Here is a 15458-nt window from a genome sequence, read left to right as displayed (position 1 = left end):
CAATTGACGGATTTTTTAATTAGTCTAAAACTTCAAGGTTTGCAATATTGATTGGATTTCCTTCTACAAAGTTCACTACATTTTCAAAAGCTTTTGAGAAATATAATTCGTAACTATTTTCTTCAACGTAACCCAAATGCGGCGTACAAATTATATTCGGATTCGTTATAAATTCATTGTTTGTATCATAAATCGGTTCAGAATTATAAACATCTAAAGCAGCATAAGTTGGGGTGTTCTGACTTAAAGCTTTACTTAAAGCATCTTCCTCAATTAATTCAGCACGAGAAGTATTTACAATAATTGCTTCTTGTTTCATTAATTTTAAATCATCAAATTTTACAATTCCTTTTGTTTGTTCATTTAATCGAATATGAAGAGTAATTAAATCACTTGTTGAGAAAAATTCTTCTTTAGAATTACTTGCCTGAAAACCATCTTCTAATGCTTTTTGACGAGAATTTTCACTTCCCCAAACTTGCACTTTCGCTCCAAAAACTTTTGCATATTGCGCAATCATCTGTCCTATTTTTCCATATCCCCAAATTCCGATCGTTTTTCCATGGATTGTAGAACCAATATTGGTTTGCCACTCACCTTTTTTCATCGCATCGATAGCTTGAGGTATTTTCGAGCTGCATTCATTATCAACGTCCAAGTTAACTCGGCTGGAGCAATAGGAGAACCAATTCCTTCTGATACAGCAACTCCATATTTTGTACAAGCAGCTAAATCTAAATGATTAGAAATTTTACCTGTTTGACTAATTAATTTCAAATTAGGTAAAAGAGATAATAACTCTTCATCAATTTTTGTACGTTCTCGTATTAAAACTAATACTTGTACATCTTCTATTTCTGTTGCTAAATCCTTTGCAGTTGTAAATGATTTATTTAAAATCTTAACATCATAATCTTTTATTAAATCAAAACATTTTAGCTGTGAAACTGCATTTTGATAATCATCTAATATGGCAATTCTCATTGTTTATATTTTTAATAAATGTAAAACTATTTTGTAGTTTTTTTTGCCAAACTACTATTTTTTAATAATTGGTTAAACTCTTTTAATACACGCTTTTCTTCATTCTTGATAAAAATATCTGAAAAAGGTGCTCCATCATCTTGATTACTTTTATAGTTAATTAATTTATTATTTGAATAATAGTAACGATCCTCAATTATTTCCGAGTCGTCGTAATTAAATTCTTTTAAATAATAAGGCATATTGTATTTCAAATCTTTTTCAAAAACAAAAGACAATTTATGATTCAACAAATAATACTCAGCTAAATATTGTCCAGATTCACCAAACTTTCTAACCACAATTTTCTCTAATTTATCATGATTATAATAATAATTAATGTAACCACCATCAGTAGAATCATCAGTTTCATACTGTGTTATTTTAGACCATTTTCCGATAGTATTAATACGTTTAAAATTGGCTTGAATTAATTTAATATCAGCATTTTGATCGTTTTCAATCAAAGTTTCTGACGGCTGCGATTCTTTCAGCATTATTTTTTGTTTTTGAGAAAATGAAATGGTACAACCAAATAATATAATTAGAACAGTTTTTTTCATAATTTTAAGTATTAGTTAGATCATTAAATTTATTGAAAATAATAACAATTATTAATCCATAATTTTAGTGAAATTCGTTTTTCAAAAAACATAATATGATACTAAGAATAGCTCGTCATACTAATAAAATAGTGGAAATTAAGACTTTCTATACCACTATTTTAAATTTAGAAATCCTCGGAGAGTTTCAGAGTCATAATGGATATGATCGTGTTTTTATTGGAAAACCAGATTTAGATTGGCATTTAGAATTTACAACAACCCACGAAAATGTCGATCATCACATCGATGAAGACGATTGTTTGGTATTTTATCCAACAATGCAGCAAGAATATGACGAAATCATTGAGCGTTTAGAAATTCATCATATCAAACAAATAAAATCTAAAAATCCGTATTGGAATGATAACGGAGTTTCTTTCTTAGATCCTGATGGATTTGTTGTCATTGTTTCATCTTTTAGAATTAAATAAATTGAAAAAATATATCTGCTTCATATTGCCATTTTTCATTTTCAATTGTAAAGATGAAAATTCTACGAATTCTAAAAATCAACAAGATTCAATTCCAAAAATTGTAGAGAAAGAAAGTTTTATCAACGAAAAAGAGAATAACATAATTGATCGATATTCCGTTCCGAAAGGTTTTCAAAGAGAAAATTATAATCAAAATGAATTCGGCTATTTTCTACAACATTTGCAATTGAAAAATTTTGGAACACTTGTGAAATATTATAATGGAAAAGAGAAACCTGTAAATAATGTGTACAATGCGGTGATTGATTTACCGATTGGAAACAAAGATTTACATCAGTGTGCTGATGCAACTATGCGTTTGAGAGCTGATTATCTCTACCAACAAAAGCGTTATGATGAAATTTCTTTCAACTTTTTATCGGACGGAAAACCACGCAAATTTACTGATTTTGCAGATGAGAATTATTCTCCAGAAAATTATTGGAAGTATTTGGAATATGTGTTCAGTTATGCGAATACAGCATCTTTGAAAAATCAATTGAAATCTGAGAATTTTGAACAGGTAAAAATTGGAGATATTCTTTTGCAACAAGGAAATCCTTATGGACACGCGGTTATGGTAGTCGATTTAGCAAAGAATAAACAAGGTGAAAAAATTGTTCTACTTGCTCAAAGTTATATGCCAGCACAAGAAATTCAAATTCTTAATAATCCGACGGATAAAAAATTAAATCCTTGGTATAAAGTACAACAAGGTAAAATTAAAACTCCAGAATGGTTGTTTACAAGTGATGATTGGAAAACGTGGGATTAAACGTCTTTTTAATACAATATTTAGTCTTAATTTTACACCAAATTAATCGCCGTGAATCGAGAAGAAATAGGAAATCAACTGCTAAATGAAGTTTTAAACATTCAACTTGCCAATAAACCAATCAATTCTAAATATTTAGATTTAAAACGTTTGGTGGAAAATATTGCTTTTGAGTTGACAAAAAACGAAGCTTTACAGTTTTCTAACTTTTTCTCGAAACTATCTTTTATCTGTAATCAATACCAAGTTTCAACTAAAATTCATTCGTTTCGTAAAACGGCTCAACGAATTCTGAGCGAGAAATACGAACCGACAGAACACGAATATTTTACACATTATAAATATGTTGCGGATTTTATTTCTTCGATTTATGAAGTAATGATTCCAGCAGAAATTATCTATTATTTTCCTGAAAAAGAATTTTATACCAACAAAATTCTTACTCGAAATCGGGTTAAAAAATTGCGTGTTCAAGTGATTGAAATCAAACGAGATTGTTTGATCTGCGATCATGAAGATAATGAAACTGATGAAAATATTACAGTTCAAATTGATGAAGATGGTGTAAATGAAAACTTTACTTCTGTTGAGGATTTTTGGATTGGTGCGCAATTAAATTTAGTCAATTCGACGATTGATGAAGAAGGAATTTATCATCCGCGTTTCATCATTCTCGAACCAGATTATTTGGTTGATATTTCAGCAATTGCTGAATGTTTTCAGGATTATGGAACTTCCGAATTGCATTATATTCAGAAAAAATTTGAAGAAGCACCAAACAGCAAACATATTCGATTAGGAAATTTTGCCAATTCAGTTGTCGATCATTTTTCAACGAAAAACAATGAAAACACTGATTTTAACGAGATTTTCAAGAGTGATTTCAAAAATTTTCCATTAGAGTATACAGCTTGCAATGATTTGACGAATCCACAAGATTTGAAAGATTATTATTTGGAAGCAAAAGGTCATTTTGATCGTATTCAAAAAGTATTGACCGAGGATTTTCCGCAATATGATATTTCGTTGGATCGCGCATTAATAGAGCCTTCGTTTTTATGCGAACAATACGGAATTCAAGGTCGTTTGGACTTATTAGATATTAATCCCGAAGGAAAAAATAAAATTATCGAGCTGAAATCTGGTGGCGCACCTTTTCCTGATGATGGAAAAAGTGTCAAACCAAATCATGCCACGCAGCTCTTTTTATATTACCAAATTATTGGTGTTTTGTATGATTTAGAGTTTAAAGATGTCACAAAAAACACCGAAGGTTATATCTTTTATTCGAAAGTATATCAAGGAAATTTACGTTATGATGTGCCAACTTTAGCGCGAGTTCAACGCATTTTTGATTTACGAAATCGAATAATTATCAATGAAAATCGTTTAGCAAATCATACATTAACCGATATTGAATCAACTATTTATTCGATTAAACCTGCGAATTTTATTAAACGAAAAATTAATCCTCGTTTCAAAGAAATTCTAGAAGAACAATTGGATAAATTTATCTATCCAATTAAAAATAGTTCGCCATTAGAAAAAGCCTATTTTTATTCGTTTACGAATTTCATTGCGAAAGAGCAATATATGGCGAAACTTGGTTTGGGACAATCGACTTCCAACAATGGTTTGGCTAGTTTGTGGCTGAATACTTTCGAAGAAAAAAACAATAATTTCGAGATTATTTATGATTTAGAAATTGTAGAAAATCATATTTCTGATCCAAAACGTGAAATTAAATTAAAAAGAACCAATCCTGCGAATGATTTTATTTCGATTCGCGAAGGTGATATTTGTATTTTGTACCCAAGAAATGAATCAAAAGATTCTGTTTTAACAAATCAGGTTTTTAAGTGTACAATCAAAAGTATTTCGAGAGAATTTATTGTGTTGCGTTTTCGTTATCAACAACCTAATACACGCTTTTTTGATTCGTTTGATTCAACAGGAAAATGGGCGTTGGAGAGAGATTTTATGGATTCTTCTTTTGTTTCGATGTACCGAAATTTGTATGGATTAATTCATTCTTCTAAAGCGAAAAAAGATTTGATTTTAACGCAATCTATTCCAAGAAACAATATGGATTATGAGTACTATAATTCAATGCTTTCGGAAGAACAAAATCGAATTTTGAAAAAATCACTTTCTGCAAAAGATTACTTTTTGTTGAATGGACCTCCAGGAACAGGAAAAACATCAATCATCATCAAAGAATTGGTGAAAGAAATCTATGAAAAACAGGATTGTAATATTTTGCTTTTGGCATATACCAATCGTGCAGTTGATGAATTATGTGAATCAATCAATTCGGCTATTTCTGATCAAATTGAACAAAAATTCATCAGAATTGGGAATGAATTATCTACTTCTTCCGAATTTCATTCAAATTTATTAAATAAAATTATCGAGCAAAAAGATGCTGATTTAGAACAAAAAGGAGAAAAATTTTCTCGAAAAACAATTCAAGATATTATTCGTAAACAACGCATTTTTGTTTCGACTGTAGCTTCTATTTCGAGTAAAAATGACATTCTGAAATTAAAGAAATTTGATACAATTATTATTGATGAAGCTTCTCAAATTTTAGAGCCACAAATTGTTGGAATTCTACCAAAAGCGGAACGTTTTATCATGATTGGTGACCACAAACAGTTACCTGCAATCGTTTTACAAAATCCTGAATTAGCAAAAACGAATAACGAATTATTAGAAAATATTGGTTTAATTAATCGTAAAAATTCCATTTTTGAGCGTTTATATGAATTTTGTGAACGAAATAATTACGAAAATGCATTTGATCAATTGACTTATCAAGGAAGAATGCACGCCGAAATTGCCGATTTTCCAAATAATTATTTTTATGATGGAAAACTAAATGTGGCTTTTGATATTCCAAATTTGAATGAGGAAATAAAACAAAGTTTAAATCGTCAACGTGCTGATTTATATTTCGAAAATTATAATCAAGAAAATGATTTACAAAACTTTATCACAAATCATCGTTTTGCATTTATCAATGTTGACGAAAATCCTTATTTGCCTTCAACGAATGTACAAGAAGCTGATTTGATTGTAAAATTTGTGCAAGAAATTATTCATTTATACGAAATCAATCAAAAACCATTTGATCCAAAGAAAACAATTGGAATTATTGCGCCTTTTCGAAATCAAATTGCGTTAATTAAACAGAAATTAGAATTAGCAAATATTCCAAATCACGAACAAATTACAGTTGATACTGTAGAGCGTTATCAAGGAAGTCAGCGCGATATTATTCTGTATAGTTTTGCTGTGACCTATCATTCGCAATTGAATGCCTTGGTAAATATGAACGATCAAGGAAATGTAGATAGAAAGCTGAATGTTGCCTTAACGCGCGCAAAAGAACAATTATTTTTGATGGGAAATCAAGCCATTTTGAAAGAAAATCAATTAATTAAAACCTTAATTGATTATTTGGATCAAAAATCAACTCAAAAAATTACAATCTAATTAAAATCACTTCTTAATTCGTTTAAGATTCAGTAAATTTGTGCAACTATTTGTAGAAAATTATGTTGTATCAAAGAAGTAGCGCATTATTCAAAGACGCGCAAGAATATATTCCGGGAGGTGTAAATTCTCCTGTTCGTGCATTCAAATCTGTTGGAGGAACGCCAATTTTTATCAAAAAAGCCGAAGGTGCTTATATTTATGATGAAGATGGACGTGCTTATGTGGATTACATCAATTCTTGGGGACCAATGATTATTGGACACACAGATCCACGTGTTTTAAATGCGACTGTTGAACAAATGAAAAATGGTTTTTCTTTTGGTACACCAACTGAATTGGAAACTGAAATTGCGAAATTAATTACTTCCGTTGTTCCAAATATCGACATGGTTCGTATGGTGAACTCTGGTACAGAAGCGTGTATGTCTGCAATTCGTTTGGCAAGAGGTTATACAAATCGTGATAAAATTGTAAAATTTGAAGGTTGTTACCACGGACATTCAGATTCTTTTTTGATTAAAGCTGGTTCTGGTGCTGCAACTTTTGGAAATCCAAATTCTCCAGGTGTAACGCAAGGAACAGCGAAAGATACATTGTTGGCAGAATACAATAATTTGGAAGATGTAAAAGCTTTATTCGAACAAAATAAAGACGAAATTGCAGCTATTATTGTTGAGCCAATCGCAGGAAACATGGGATGTATTGTTCCAGAAAAAGGTTTCTTAGAAGGTTTGAGACAAATTTGTGATGCGAATGGAGCTTTATTAATTTTTGATGAGGTAATGACAGGTTTCCGTCAAGCGATGGGAGGTTCGCAAGAGCGTTTAAACATCAATGCAGATATCGTAACATTTGGTAAAGTAATTGGTGGTGGTTTCCCTGTTGGAGCTTTTGCTGCTCGTCGCGAAATTATGAATCACCTTGCTCCTCTTGGTCCTGTTTATCAAGCTGGAACTTTATCTGGAAATCCAATTGCGATGCGTGCTGGTATCACAACGTTGAATATTATCAATAATGATAGAGAATTATTCAATCGTATTGATAACGCAACAGAAACTTTGGACAATGAAATTTCTAAAATCTTTGCAGAGAAAGGAATTCCAAATCATATTAATCGTTTAGGATCGATGATGTCTGTGTTCTTTACGGAACAAACAGAAATCAAAAACTTTACAGATGTAACAAAATGTAACCACGAAAGATTCAATAAATTTTTCCATCATTTGTTAACAAACGAAGTTTACATCGCTCCTTCTGGATACGAAACTTGGTTTATTTCTGATGCGATTAAAGATGCAGAAATCAATAAAACATTAGATGCAGTAAGAAGCTTCGAAGGTTAATCATAAACAAAAAATGCAGTAGTTTTTCTACTGCATTTTTTTATTCTATTTTGGGACTACATTTTTGCATCCATCAACTTTTCTGTTTTATCAGCAGATTTACCCATTTTCATTTTTAGGACAAACGCTTTGTTCGAATTATACTCTTTCGGAAGTAAAATATCGTAATAGGTATTTTTATCTAAATCGAAACCAATATCAGAATGTTTCACTTCTAACGCTTTTTGATAACCTAAAATAGAAGCCGAAACAGGAATTTCAGTCGCTTTTTTATCAATTGCAATTCGAATAATATTATTTACAGGACGATTGAAAACGGTTAAATATAAATTATCTTCTTTTTGCGTAAAATAGCCATATTTTGATTCATCTAAATTTACATGACGAACGTCATAAACCGCTTCTGAATTTACCTTCATCCACTCGCCTATTTCTTTTGCAATTTTATCTTCTCCAGGATGCATTTTTCCTAAACCATCAGGACCAAAATTCAACACAAAATTACCATTCATCGAAACAGATTTCATCAATAATTCAATAATATCATCACTTGTTTTGGTATAAATCCCGCTCCAATCCTTCATATATCCCCAACCATTTGGTGGAATCGTCATCACAGCGTCCCAATCATTTCCATCAAGCCATTCGTATTTCGCAGGTAATTTTCTTTCCCAACCTTGTTCGTAATCGCCTAACAAATTACCATTCGAATCAAAATGTCTCGAACCAAATTCATCATTTCTAAAACGCGAACCAATGATTAATCCAGGATGTTTTTCTCTTAATTCTTTCTCAAGATTATAGGTGAAATCATACGATTTTATCCACGCTTGATCCCACGTACCATCAAACCATAAACCTTTTATTTGAGGATAATTATCTAACAATTCTAACAATTGATTTCGAGTATACTGCAAAAATTTATCATACTTTTTCTTTTCTTCTTCGGTTTGTGGCGCTTTGTACATATAATTAGGATTGTTCCATTCTAACACAGAAAAATACAAATACACATCAATGCCTTCCTTGGTATAAGCATCTACAACTTCTTTGACGATATCTTTTTTATATGGCGTCTTCGTAATATTGTAATCAGAGTATTTTGTTGGCCAAAGTGCAAATCCATCGTGATGTTTAGTCGTGAAAATAACATATTTTGCGCCCATTTCTTTTGCCTGTTTTGCCCAAGCTTTTGCATTAAGAGATTTAGGATTGAATTGTTTATATAAATTATCATAAGTATTAATCCAATCTTTTGGTGCAGTTTTACCACTCCAAGCCCTAATCCATTCCGAAGCCGCTGCACCACCCTTTGCACTAACGCCATTCCACTCATTACCCGGAATTGCATAAATCCCCCAATGAATAAACTGCCCTAAGCCATAATTTCGAAAATTTTCCATTGTGACATCTGTACGATGATTAGGCGTTATTGGACCATATTTTATTTCTTTTGTTTCGGTAGGCTTCTTTTTAGGTCCATTCCATTGCGCATTAGATGAAACGGAAGCTAAAATGATAAAGGGTAAGAGATTTAATTTAAAAATCATACTAAATAATTATATAAGTATAAATTTAAAAAAATATTGCTTTTAAAATAGATTATCATCAATCATTATAGCTCCTTTTAAAATTGCCATATGACGAAGAGCTTTAATGTATTTTTCTAATAATTCGGGATTATCTATTTTAAAAAAAATACACGTATTCAATCCGTTGTACATTGTATTTGAAATAATAACAATTTGGCTTTTAACATCTGTTTTAGAAACATCCTTTATTCCTTTCCAATTTATTTTTGTAAAAGCACCATTATCAGAATATGCATGAAGTATATCATCAGTAATTTCTATTCTCCTTGTTCCTTCCTGAACAGTTATAGAACTAACATCATAAACTTCTGCTTTCTTAGTTAAAAGCCATTCCAGAGTTTGTTCTTCAGTTTGAGCATATGTAAAGTTAAATCCAATGATTAATATAAATATTAAGTATAATTTTCTCATTTTTTATTTTTAAAATTATTAATTTGTTTCTCAATATCTTCTCTGTTAAAATCATTATTAGGGGAATTTTTTAATTCTGTAAGTAAATCTATCACTTTATCAATATAAACTGATCTGCCAGTAGTTAATTTATCCTGGTTAACCACTGGTATATCTGTTCTATTAACTAAGGAAACTAAATTATAAATGTCTCTAGAATTATTTATTTTCTTTATTTCTTCAAGAGATAATTTATTATTGGTATTCTTTTTAAAAAGATTATCTAGTGCTATATATTTATCAGTATTTGTAGATTTAAGTATTTCATTAATTCTTGAATTATAACGATTTATACTATTTTCATTCATTTGAATATCCACATTACAATCCATCAATAATTTATCTAGAAAAGCATTATTACTGTCTAAGCCTGAATAAAAATTTATATAAGGAATTAAACTATTTTTAAAATTGGAAATTGACTCAGAAGGTATTTTATTGTTATTAAAACTGACAGAATAAGTTAGAATATCTTTAATTATAGAAGAAACGGGGTTACTATTAACTACAGATTCTACAATAGGTAATTTTACAATTCTGTCTACAGTAGTTAAAAAACTACTTTTTGAACTATTTGATAAATTGTTCGTTAAATATCGATCACTGTTTTTTAAAATAATAGATGTAAAACTATTTCCGAATGATGTTGAAGTTGGCGTGCTTATTTTAGAAACGTCTAATAGAATTCCAAAATCTTTTATTCTAGTTTTATAGTTAGTTATCTGATTATAAACATTATCAGATTCATTAAAACTTGTTTTTATCAATTCATAATTATTTTGTAATAATGACAATTGAGTATTTAAGTTTTCTTGTTTTTGATTTTCAATTAGTTCCAATAACCTTTTATTATCTTTCGATAATTCGATGTTCTGATTTTTAAGATTAATCTGTTGATCTTGTAAAATTTTTAAAGAAATAGTATCATTTTTATTAATTCCTTGTGCTGATAATTCTGAAAATGATAGCAATAGACAAAATAAAGATAAATAATATAATTTTTTTTCCATAATCATGATTTTAAGTTAATATTCTATTTATCAATAAATTTCACTATTAAATTCGAAGAATAAAATACCTCCTTCGTAGTATTTTTCAACAAAAAGTCCTTAAATTTATATAACCTAACATTTTGACTATGAAAGTAAAACGACATTCTTTACACGATATTTGGGAACAATATCCTGAAGCAATTCTAAATCAATATACAAAGTCAATAAAGTCTAACGTAGAACATATTGTAGCAGAAATATTTGCATTAGGACCATTTTATTATTATATGTTAAACATAACAAATAGTACTATAGTAAATTATAATGAGGATATCTTAAAAATTCATGGATTAAAAATATATCCAAAACACTTAAAAGAAATCATAGATTTAATACATCCTGAAGATATTCCATTTGTAAGAGAAGCAGAAAATTGGACTTTAGAGAAAATGAAAGAAATTGGTTTTGAACATCAATTGAATTTAAAATCAGGTTATTGTTTTCGCATGAAAACCGAAAATGGATATTATGAATTATTTCAACATCAAGCCATTCACTCTTTAAAAGACGAAAATGGCTATTTGATACAAGCAATAAATATTCATACCAATATTCAACATCTAACTCAAAAGAATAATTATGTTGTAACTCTTATGGGTATTGGAAATAGAACTGATTTTCATCAATTTCATTATAAACCACATAATATAGACGAACCAATTGAACGACTAACAAAAAGAGAGCTTGAAATACTTATACTTTTATCTAGAGGATATTCTGATAAAATGATAGCAGATAATATGAATATTTCGTTTCATACAGTACGTACACATCATAAAAATATTATGAATAAAATGAATTCAAAAAATGGGTCAGAATTAATTAAAAAAAGTATTGAGAGCGGATATTTATAAAAATTATTCTTTTAAGCTTTTTTATCAAATCTATAATTGATAACTATACAAATCAATGAAATTATTATATTTACTAAAATTCATAATAATATGATTATAACTAACTTTAAACTACTCCTTGCAGCTGGTGTAATTCTTATTAGTTTTGGATGTAAAGATGATGATGATTTTGCGAAAGAAAATATAGTTGATACTTATAATATTGTATCTTATAAAGCTAATACATCAGTTGATTTAAACAACGATAAAAAAACATCAACTAATTTGATGGATGAAATTGACATTCTTGGTAAACAAGATAATTTTTTAGAAGTTAGACCGAAAGTAAATACTATATACTTTAATTTTCCATTAACTATAATAAACCTAGATTATCCAAGTTCACCTGAAGGTTATGCAGATTTTGTAAAATATGGTTTTGGAACTTCAACTGCAATTTCAAATAAAGCAATCGTTATAAAAGATAATAGTTATACAGAAAACAACTATACTGGTAATAAGGAAAATAAAAAAAATGTTTTTATTGAAAATTTAAAAATTCTAGATAATAACCGTCTATCTACTAATATTACAAAATCTTATTATGATTTTAGCACCAAACAATGGATTGAATTAAATATTGAAGTTATTTTTCAAAAAAACTAAATAAAAAAAGCTCGAGAATTTTCTCGAGCTTTTATTTAATTATAATCTCCTATGTGTTGCATCTCACTTTCGAAGCTTAGCACTTTTGTCGCATATTTTTGCAAACTTTTTTGTTTAATTTCTGATAAAAAATTATTCTTGAATTGATTTAAAGTCAGCTCATCATTCACAAATAATTGCAAAGAATAAGAAACCGCTCCAGGCTCTAAATGAGAAGTAATTTTTCCTAAACGAGCGCCAATAAAACAATTTGACTTCAGATAATCATTAATATGTTCTGCTTTCAACCATTCAAACCAATCGTCATGCACCTCTTGTTCAACAATAAAAGTTGTATTATATAATATCATTCTCTAATTTTTTGCAAAGATACAAAGGTTTTCGCATTATATTTTTCAAGAAAAAGAAAGTCTAATCAAGATTTTATGTCTAAATTTACCTATTATTCATAACAAACAAAGATGAACAATACGCAACAATTTATACAAGAGAATAAACAACGTTTTCTTGATGAATTAATCGAATTACTTAAAATTCCTTCAGTTAGTGCTGATCCAGCCTACACACAAGACGTAAATGATGCTGCCGAAATGGTTGCAAAATATTTAAAAGAAGCAGGTGCTGATAATGTTGAAGTATGCGAAACAGAAGGTTTTCCTGTTGTTTACGGAGAAAAAATAGTTGATGCTTCAAAACCTACTGTTTTAGTTTACGGACATTACGATGTACAACCAGCTGATCCTTTAGAATTATGGGAATCTGGTCCATACGAGCCAGTAATCAAAAAGACAGAAATTCATCCAGAAGGAGCAATTTTTGCTCGTGGTTCTGCTGATGATAAAGGTCAAATGTTTATGCACGTTAAAGCTTTTGAGGCTTTAAACAAATCAAACGAATTACCTTGTAACGTTAAATTTATGATCGAAGGTGAAGAAGAAGTTGGTTCTCCTTCATTAGTAAATTTCGTTAAAAACAATAAAGAGAAATTAAAAAATGATGTGATTTTGATTTCTGATACTTCTATGATTTCAAACGAACAACCTTCTATTTCAGTTGGTTTACGTGGTTTATCTTATGTAGAAGTTGAGGTAAAAGGAGCTAATCGCGATATGCACTCTGGTGTTTATGGTGGAGCTGTTCCAAATCCGATTAATGTTTTAGCTACAATGATTGGAAAATTAATCAACGAAAAAGGTCACATTACAATTCCAGGTTTTTACGAGCCAATTCTTGAATTAACAGAAGATGAAAGAGCTGATTTAGCGAAAATTCCATTTGATGTTGAAGAATACAAAAAATCTATCGGTATTGCTGATATTCAAGGAGAAGAAGGTTTTTCTACAATCGAGAGAGCGTCTATTCGTCCTACTCTAGATGTAAACGGAATTTGGGGAGGATACATTGGTGAAGGTGCTAAAACAGTTATTCCTTCTCATGCGTATGCTAAAATTTCAATGCGTTTGGTTCCAGGACAAGATCCTGAGGTTGTAACAAAACAATTTGCAGATTATTTCCCAACTTTAGCGCCATCTTCAGTAGAAGTTAAAGTAAAGCCACATCACGGAGGTAAACCTTATATTTTACCAACTAATCACCCAGGTTTTATCGCTGCTAAAAAAGCATTAGCTGAAACTTTTGAGAAAGAAGCTTTAGCTGAAAGAGCTGGAGGATCTATTCCAATCGTAGCTTTATTCGAAGAAGAATTAGGAACAAAATCTGTTTTAATGGGATTCGGATTAAACTCTGACGTTATCCACTCTCCTAACGAACATTATGGTTTATTCAATTTCTACAAAGGAATCGAAACTATTCCATATTTCTACAAATATTTTAACGAACAATAATTTTCGACAAAATAACTTCTGAAAAGCGAATCAATTTGATTCGCTTTTCTTTTTGGTTTATAGTAGAATGATTAATTTTGAACTTTATTTTTATCAATGAGTAAAAAATTCTTAATCGCCGGTGCAGGAATTGCAGGTTTAACTTTAGCAAAAGCTTTGCAAGATTTAAATTATGACTTCGAAATTTTCGAGGCTTCGCCAAAAGTTCGTGGAATTGGTGCTGGTTTTGGCTTGGCTTCTAATGCGATGAAAGCCTTTGAAATTCTTGGTTTAGCAGAAGAAGTTGCGCCTTTGGGACATATGTTAGAAGATTTTGAAATTCAAGATTGGAAAGAGAAAACAATTCTGAAAGCGGATACCGAACGATTAAGAAAAAACTACAACAACGAAAATTTTGCTATTCATCGTGCAGATTTACATCATTATTTGGTTTCAAAAATTGATTCGAATAAAATTAAAACTTCAAAAAAAGTGAAGTTTTTTGAACAATCTTTTGAAAAAGTTGTCCTTCATTTTGAAGATGGAACTACTACCGAAGGCGATTATTTAATTGGTGCTGATGGAATAAATTCTACAATTCGTCAACAATTATTGAAACAGTCAACGCCTCGTTATGCGGGTTATATTTGTTGGCGTGCTATTGTAGAAGATAAATCTTACAATTCAAAAAAGAGCATCGAAACATGGGGACCGAATGGTCGTTTTGGTTTGACGCCATTAATTAATCATCAAATTTATTGGTATGCTTGTGTCAATACAAAACTAAATTCTGAAGTTTACAACTATACGTTGAGTGATATTAAAAATCAATTCAAAGATTATTCGGGACAAATCAGAAATACTTTACAAAAAACAAATCCAGAAAGTATCATAGCAACGCCAATTATGGATATTAAACCGATTAATAATTATGCATTTAATCGTGTATTGTTAATTGGAGATGCAGCACATGCAACCACACCAAACATGGGACAAGGCGCATGCATGGCGGTGGAAGATGTTTGTGTTTTGTATGATGAATTAATCAAAAAAGATACTGATGTTTTATTAGCTTTTGAACATTACAATCTACGCCGTTTGAAACGAACACATTATATTATTGACACTTCTCGTTTGGCTGGAAAAGTTGCTCAAGTTGACAATAAATTTTTAATGAATATCCGAAATTTTGCTTTCCGAAATTTACCTCAATCTTTGATGCAAAGTCCTTTAGAAGACTTGTTAGAAGAAGATTTTATGAGAGTTTAGGTTATTAATATTAAAATAAATTCTATTTCATTCTCAAAAAATATCGTGTACAA

15 protein-coding genes are annotated in these 15458 nt (G+C 29.9%); 8 read left to right on the top strand and 7 right to left on the bottom strand.

Features of this window, described 5'->3' with window-relative positions:
* Window positions 1-19: 19 nt before the first annotated feature.
* From QHG34_RS00730 to QHG34_RS00720, 3 genes are read right to left on the bottom strand one after another with little or no spacing between them, the layout of a single operon-like run.
* On the bottom strand, window positions 20-607 hold the full coding sequence (locus QHG34_RS00730; RefSeq protein WP_282628163.1) for an NAD(P)-dependent oxidoreductase: 588 nt from the start codon (window positions 605-607) through the stop codon (window positions 20-22).
* Window positions 604-984 carry a Rossmann-fold NAD(P)-binding domain-containing protein gene (locus QHG34_RS00725; RefSeq protein WP_282628162.1) on the bottom strand — a complete coding sequence of 127 codons (381 nt, stop codon included), beginning with the start codon at window positions 982-984 and terminating at the stop codon, window positions 604-606. Before QHG34_RS00725 ends, QHG34_RS00730 begins: the two co-directional genes overlap by 4 nt.
* Window positions 985-1010: 26 nt before the next feature.
* Window positions 1011-1586 carry a hypothetical protein gene (locus QHG34_RS00720; RefSeq protein ID WP_282628161.1) on the bottom strand — a complete coding sequence of 192 codons (576 nt, stop codon included), beginning with the start codon at window positions 1584-1586 and terminating at the stop codon, window positions 1011-1013.
* 95 nt (window positions 1587-1681) lie between these two features.
* Between QHG34_RS00720 and QHG34_RS00715 the strand changes: the two genes are divergently transcribed.
* The 4 genes from QHG34_RS00715 (at window position 1682) to hemL (ending at window position 7720) form a co-directional block, all read left to right on the top strand.
* Window positions 1682-2059, top strand: a complete 378-nt coding sequence (locus QHG34_RS00715) for a VOC family protein (RefSeq protein ID WP_282628160.1) — start codon at window positions 1682-1684, stop codon at window positions 2057-2059.
* 1 nt (window position 2060) lies between these two features.
* The gene (locus QHG34_RS00710) at window positions 2061-2876 is read left to right on the top strand and encodes a DUF4846 domain-containing protein (protein ID WP_282628159.1); all 816 of its coding nucleotides are present in this window, start codon (window positions 2061-2063) and stop codon (window positions 2874-2876) included.
* A gap of 51 nt (window positions 2877-2927) precedes the next feature.
* Window positions 2928-6374: an ATP-dependent helicase gene (locus tag QHG34_RS00705; RefSeq protein ID WP_282628158.1), complete on the top strand. Its 3447-nt coding sequence runs from the start codon at window positions 2928-2930 to the stop codon at window positions 6372-6374.
* 62 nt (window positions 6375-6436) lie between these two features.
* Window positions 6437-7720 carry a glutamate-1-semialdehyde 2,1-aminomutase gene (gene hemL, locus QHG34_RS00700; RefSeq protein ID WP_282628157.1) on the top strand — a complete coding sequence of 428 codons (1284 nt, stop codon included), beginning with the start codon at window positions 6437-6439 and terminating at the stop codon, window positions 7718-7720.
* Between the two features lie 56 nt (window positions 7721-7776).
* Here hemL and QHG34_RS00695 read toward each other — a convergent pair whose 3' ends face one another.
* Genes QHG34_RS00695 through QHG34_RS00685 form a run of 3 tightly spaced genes read right to left on the bottom strand, consistent with a single transcriptional unit; the run spans window position 7777 to window position 10772 of the window.
* Window positions 7777-9270 carry an alpha-L-fucosidase gene (locus QHG34_RS00695; RefSeq protein WP_282628156.1) on the bottom strand — a complete coding sequence of 498 codons (1494 nt, stop codon included), beginning with the start codon at window positions 9268-9270 and terminating at the stop codon, window positions 7777-7779.
* Between the two features lie 42 nt (window positions 9271-9312).
* A complete protein-coding gene (locus tag QHG34_RS00690) occupies window positions 9313-9723 on the bottom strand; it encodes a hypothetical protein (RefSeq protein ID WP_282628155.1) in 411 nt (136 codons plus the stop codon).
* On the bottom strand, window positions 9720-10772 hold the full coding sequence (locus tag QHG34_RS00685; RefSeq protein WP_282628154.1) for a hypothetical protein: 1053 nt from the start codon (window positions 10770-10772) through the stop codon (window positions 9720-9722). The genes QHG34_RS00690 and QHG34_RS00685 overlap by 4 nt, the downstream gene beginning before the upstream one ends.
* Before the next feature lie 128 nt (window positions 10773-10900).
* On the opposite strand from QHG34_RS00685, the gene QHG34_RS00680 reads away from it, so the two are divergent.
* On the top strand, window positions 10901-11668 hold the full coding sequence (locus QHG34_RS00680; RefSeq protein ID WP_282628153.1) for a response regulator transcription factor: 768 nt from the start codon (window positions 10901-10903) through the stop codon (window positions 11666-11668).
* Window positions 11669-11758: 90 nt separating this feature from the next.
* On the top strand, window positions 11759-12313 hold the full coding sequence (locus tag QHG34_RS00675; protein ID WP_282628152.1) for a hypothetical protein: 555 nt from the start codon (window positions 11759-11761) through the stop codon (window positions 12311-12313).
* 35 nt (window positions 12314-12348) lie between these two features.
* Here QHG34_RS00675 and QHG34_RS00670 read toward each other — a convergent pair whose 3' ends face one another.
* Window positions 12349-12663: a DUF4286 family protein gene (locus tag QHG34_RS00670; RefSeq protein WP_282628151.1), complete on the bottom strand. Its 315-nt coding sequence runs from the start codon at window positions 12661-12663 to the stop codon at window positions 12349-12351.
* Window positions 12664-12774: 111 nt separating this feature from the next.
* On the opposite strand from QHG34_RS00670, the gene QHG34_RS00665 reads away from it, so the two are divergent.
* Window positions 12775-14157 (top strand): dipeptidase, encoded by a 1383-nt coding sequence (locus QHG34_RS00665; RefSeq protein WP_282628149.1) that lies wholly within the window; start codon window positions 12775-12777, stop codon window positions 14155-14157.
* A gap of 96 nt (window positions 14158-14253) precedes the next feature.
* Entirely contained in the window at window positions 14254-15405 is a 1152-nt protein-coding gene (locus tag QHG34_RS00660; protein ID WP_282628148.1) for an FAD-dependent monooxygenase, read from the top strand.
* Window positions 15406-15458: the final 53 nt, after the last annotated feature.

The organism is Empedobacter sedimenti (assembly GCF_030005555.1).
GTDB classification, from domain to species: Bacteria; Bacteroidota; Bacteroidia; order Flavobacteriales; family Weeksellaceae; genus Empedobacter; species Empedobacter sedimenti.
The sequence above is the reverse complement of the archived record's forward strand: the minus strand, read 5'-3'. Positions and strand labels throughout refer to the sequence as shown.

Excerpts from the sequence above, each read along its gene's own strand:
- QHG34_RS00715 (WP_282628160.1), top strand. The coding sequence starts at position 1,682 with ATGATACTAAGAATAGCTCGTCATACTAATAAAATAGTGGAAATTAAG.
- QHG34_RS00660 (WP_282628148.1), top strand. The coding sequence starts at position 14,254 with ATGAGTAAAAAATTCTTAATCGCCGGTGCAGGAATTGCAGGTTTAACT.
- QHG34_RS00695 (WP_282628156.1), bottom strand. The coding sequence starts at position 9,270 with ATGATTTTTAAATTAAATCTCTTACCCTTTATCATTTTAGCTTCCGTT.
- QHG34_RS00675 (WP_282628152.1), top strand. The coding sequence starts at position 11,759 with ATGATTATAACTAACTTTAAACTACTCCTTGCAGCTGGTGTAATTCTT.
- QHG34_RS00685 (WP_282628154.1), bottom strand. The coding sequence starts at position 10,772 with ATGGAAAAAAAATTATATTATTTATCTTTATTTTGTCTATTGCTATCA.
- hemL (WP_282628157.1), top strand. The coding sequence starts at position 6,437 with ATGTTGTATCAAAGAAGTAGCGCATTATTCAAAGACGCGCAAGAATAT.
- QHG34_RS00670 (WP_282628151.1), bottom strand. The coding sequence starts at position 12,663 with ATGATATTATATAATACAACTTTTATTGTTGAACAAGAGGTGCATGAC.
- QHG34_RS00665 (WP_282628149.1), top strand. The coding sequence starts at position 12,775 with ATGAACAATACGCAACAATTTATACAAGAGAATAAACAACGTTTTCTT.
- QHG34_RS00730 (WP_282628163.1), bottom strand. The coding sequence starts at position 607 with ATGAAAAAAGGTGAGTGGCAAACCAATATTGGTTCTACAATCCATGGA.
- QHG34_RS00725 (WP_282628162.1), bottom strand. The coding sequence starts at position 984 with ATGAGAATTGCCATATTAGATGATTATCAAAATGCAGTTTCACAGCTA.
- QHG34_RS00690 (WP_282628155.1), bottom strand. The coding sequence starts at position 9,723 with ATGAGAAAATTATACTTAATATTTATATTAATCATTGGATTTAACTTT.
- QHG34_RS00680 (WP_282628153.1), top strand. The coding sequence starts at position 10,901 with ATGAAAGTAAAACGACATTCTTTACACGATATTTGGGAACAATATCCT.
- QHG34_RS00720 (WP_282628161.1), bottom strand. The coding sequence starts at position 1,586 with ATGAAAAAAACTGTTCTAATTATATTATTTGGTTGTACCATTTCATTT.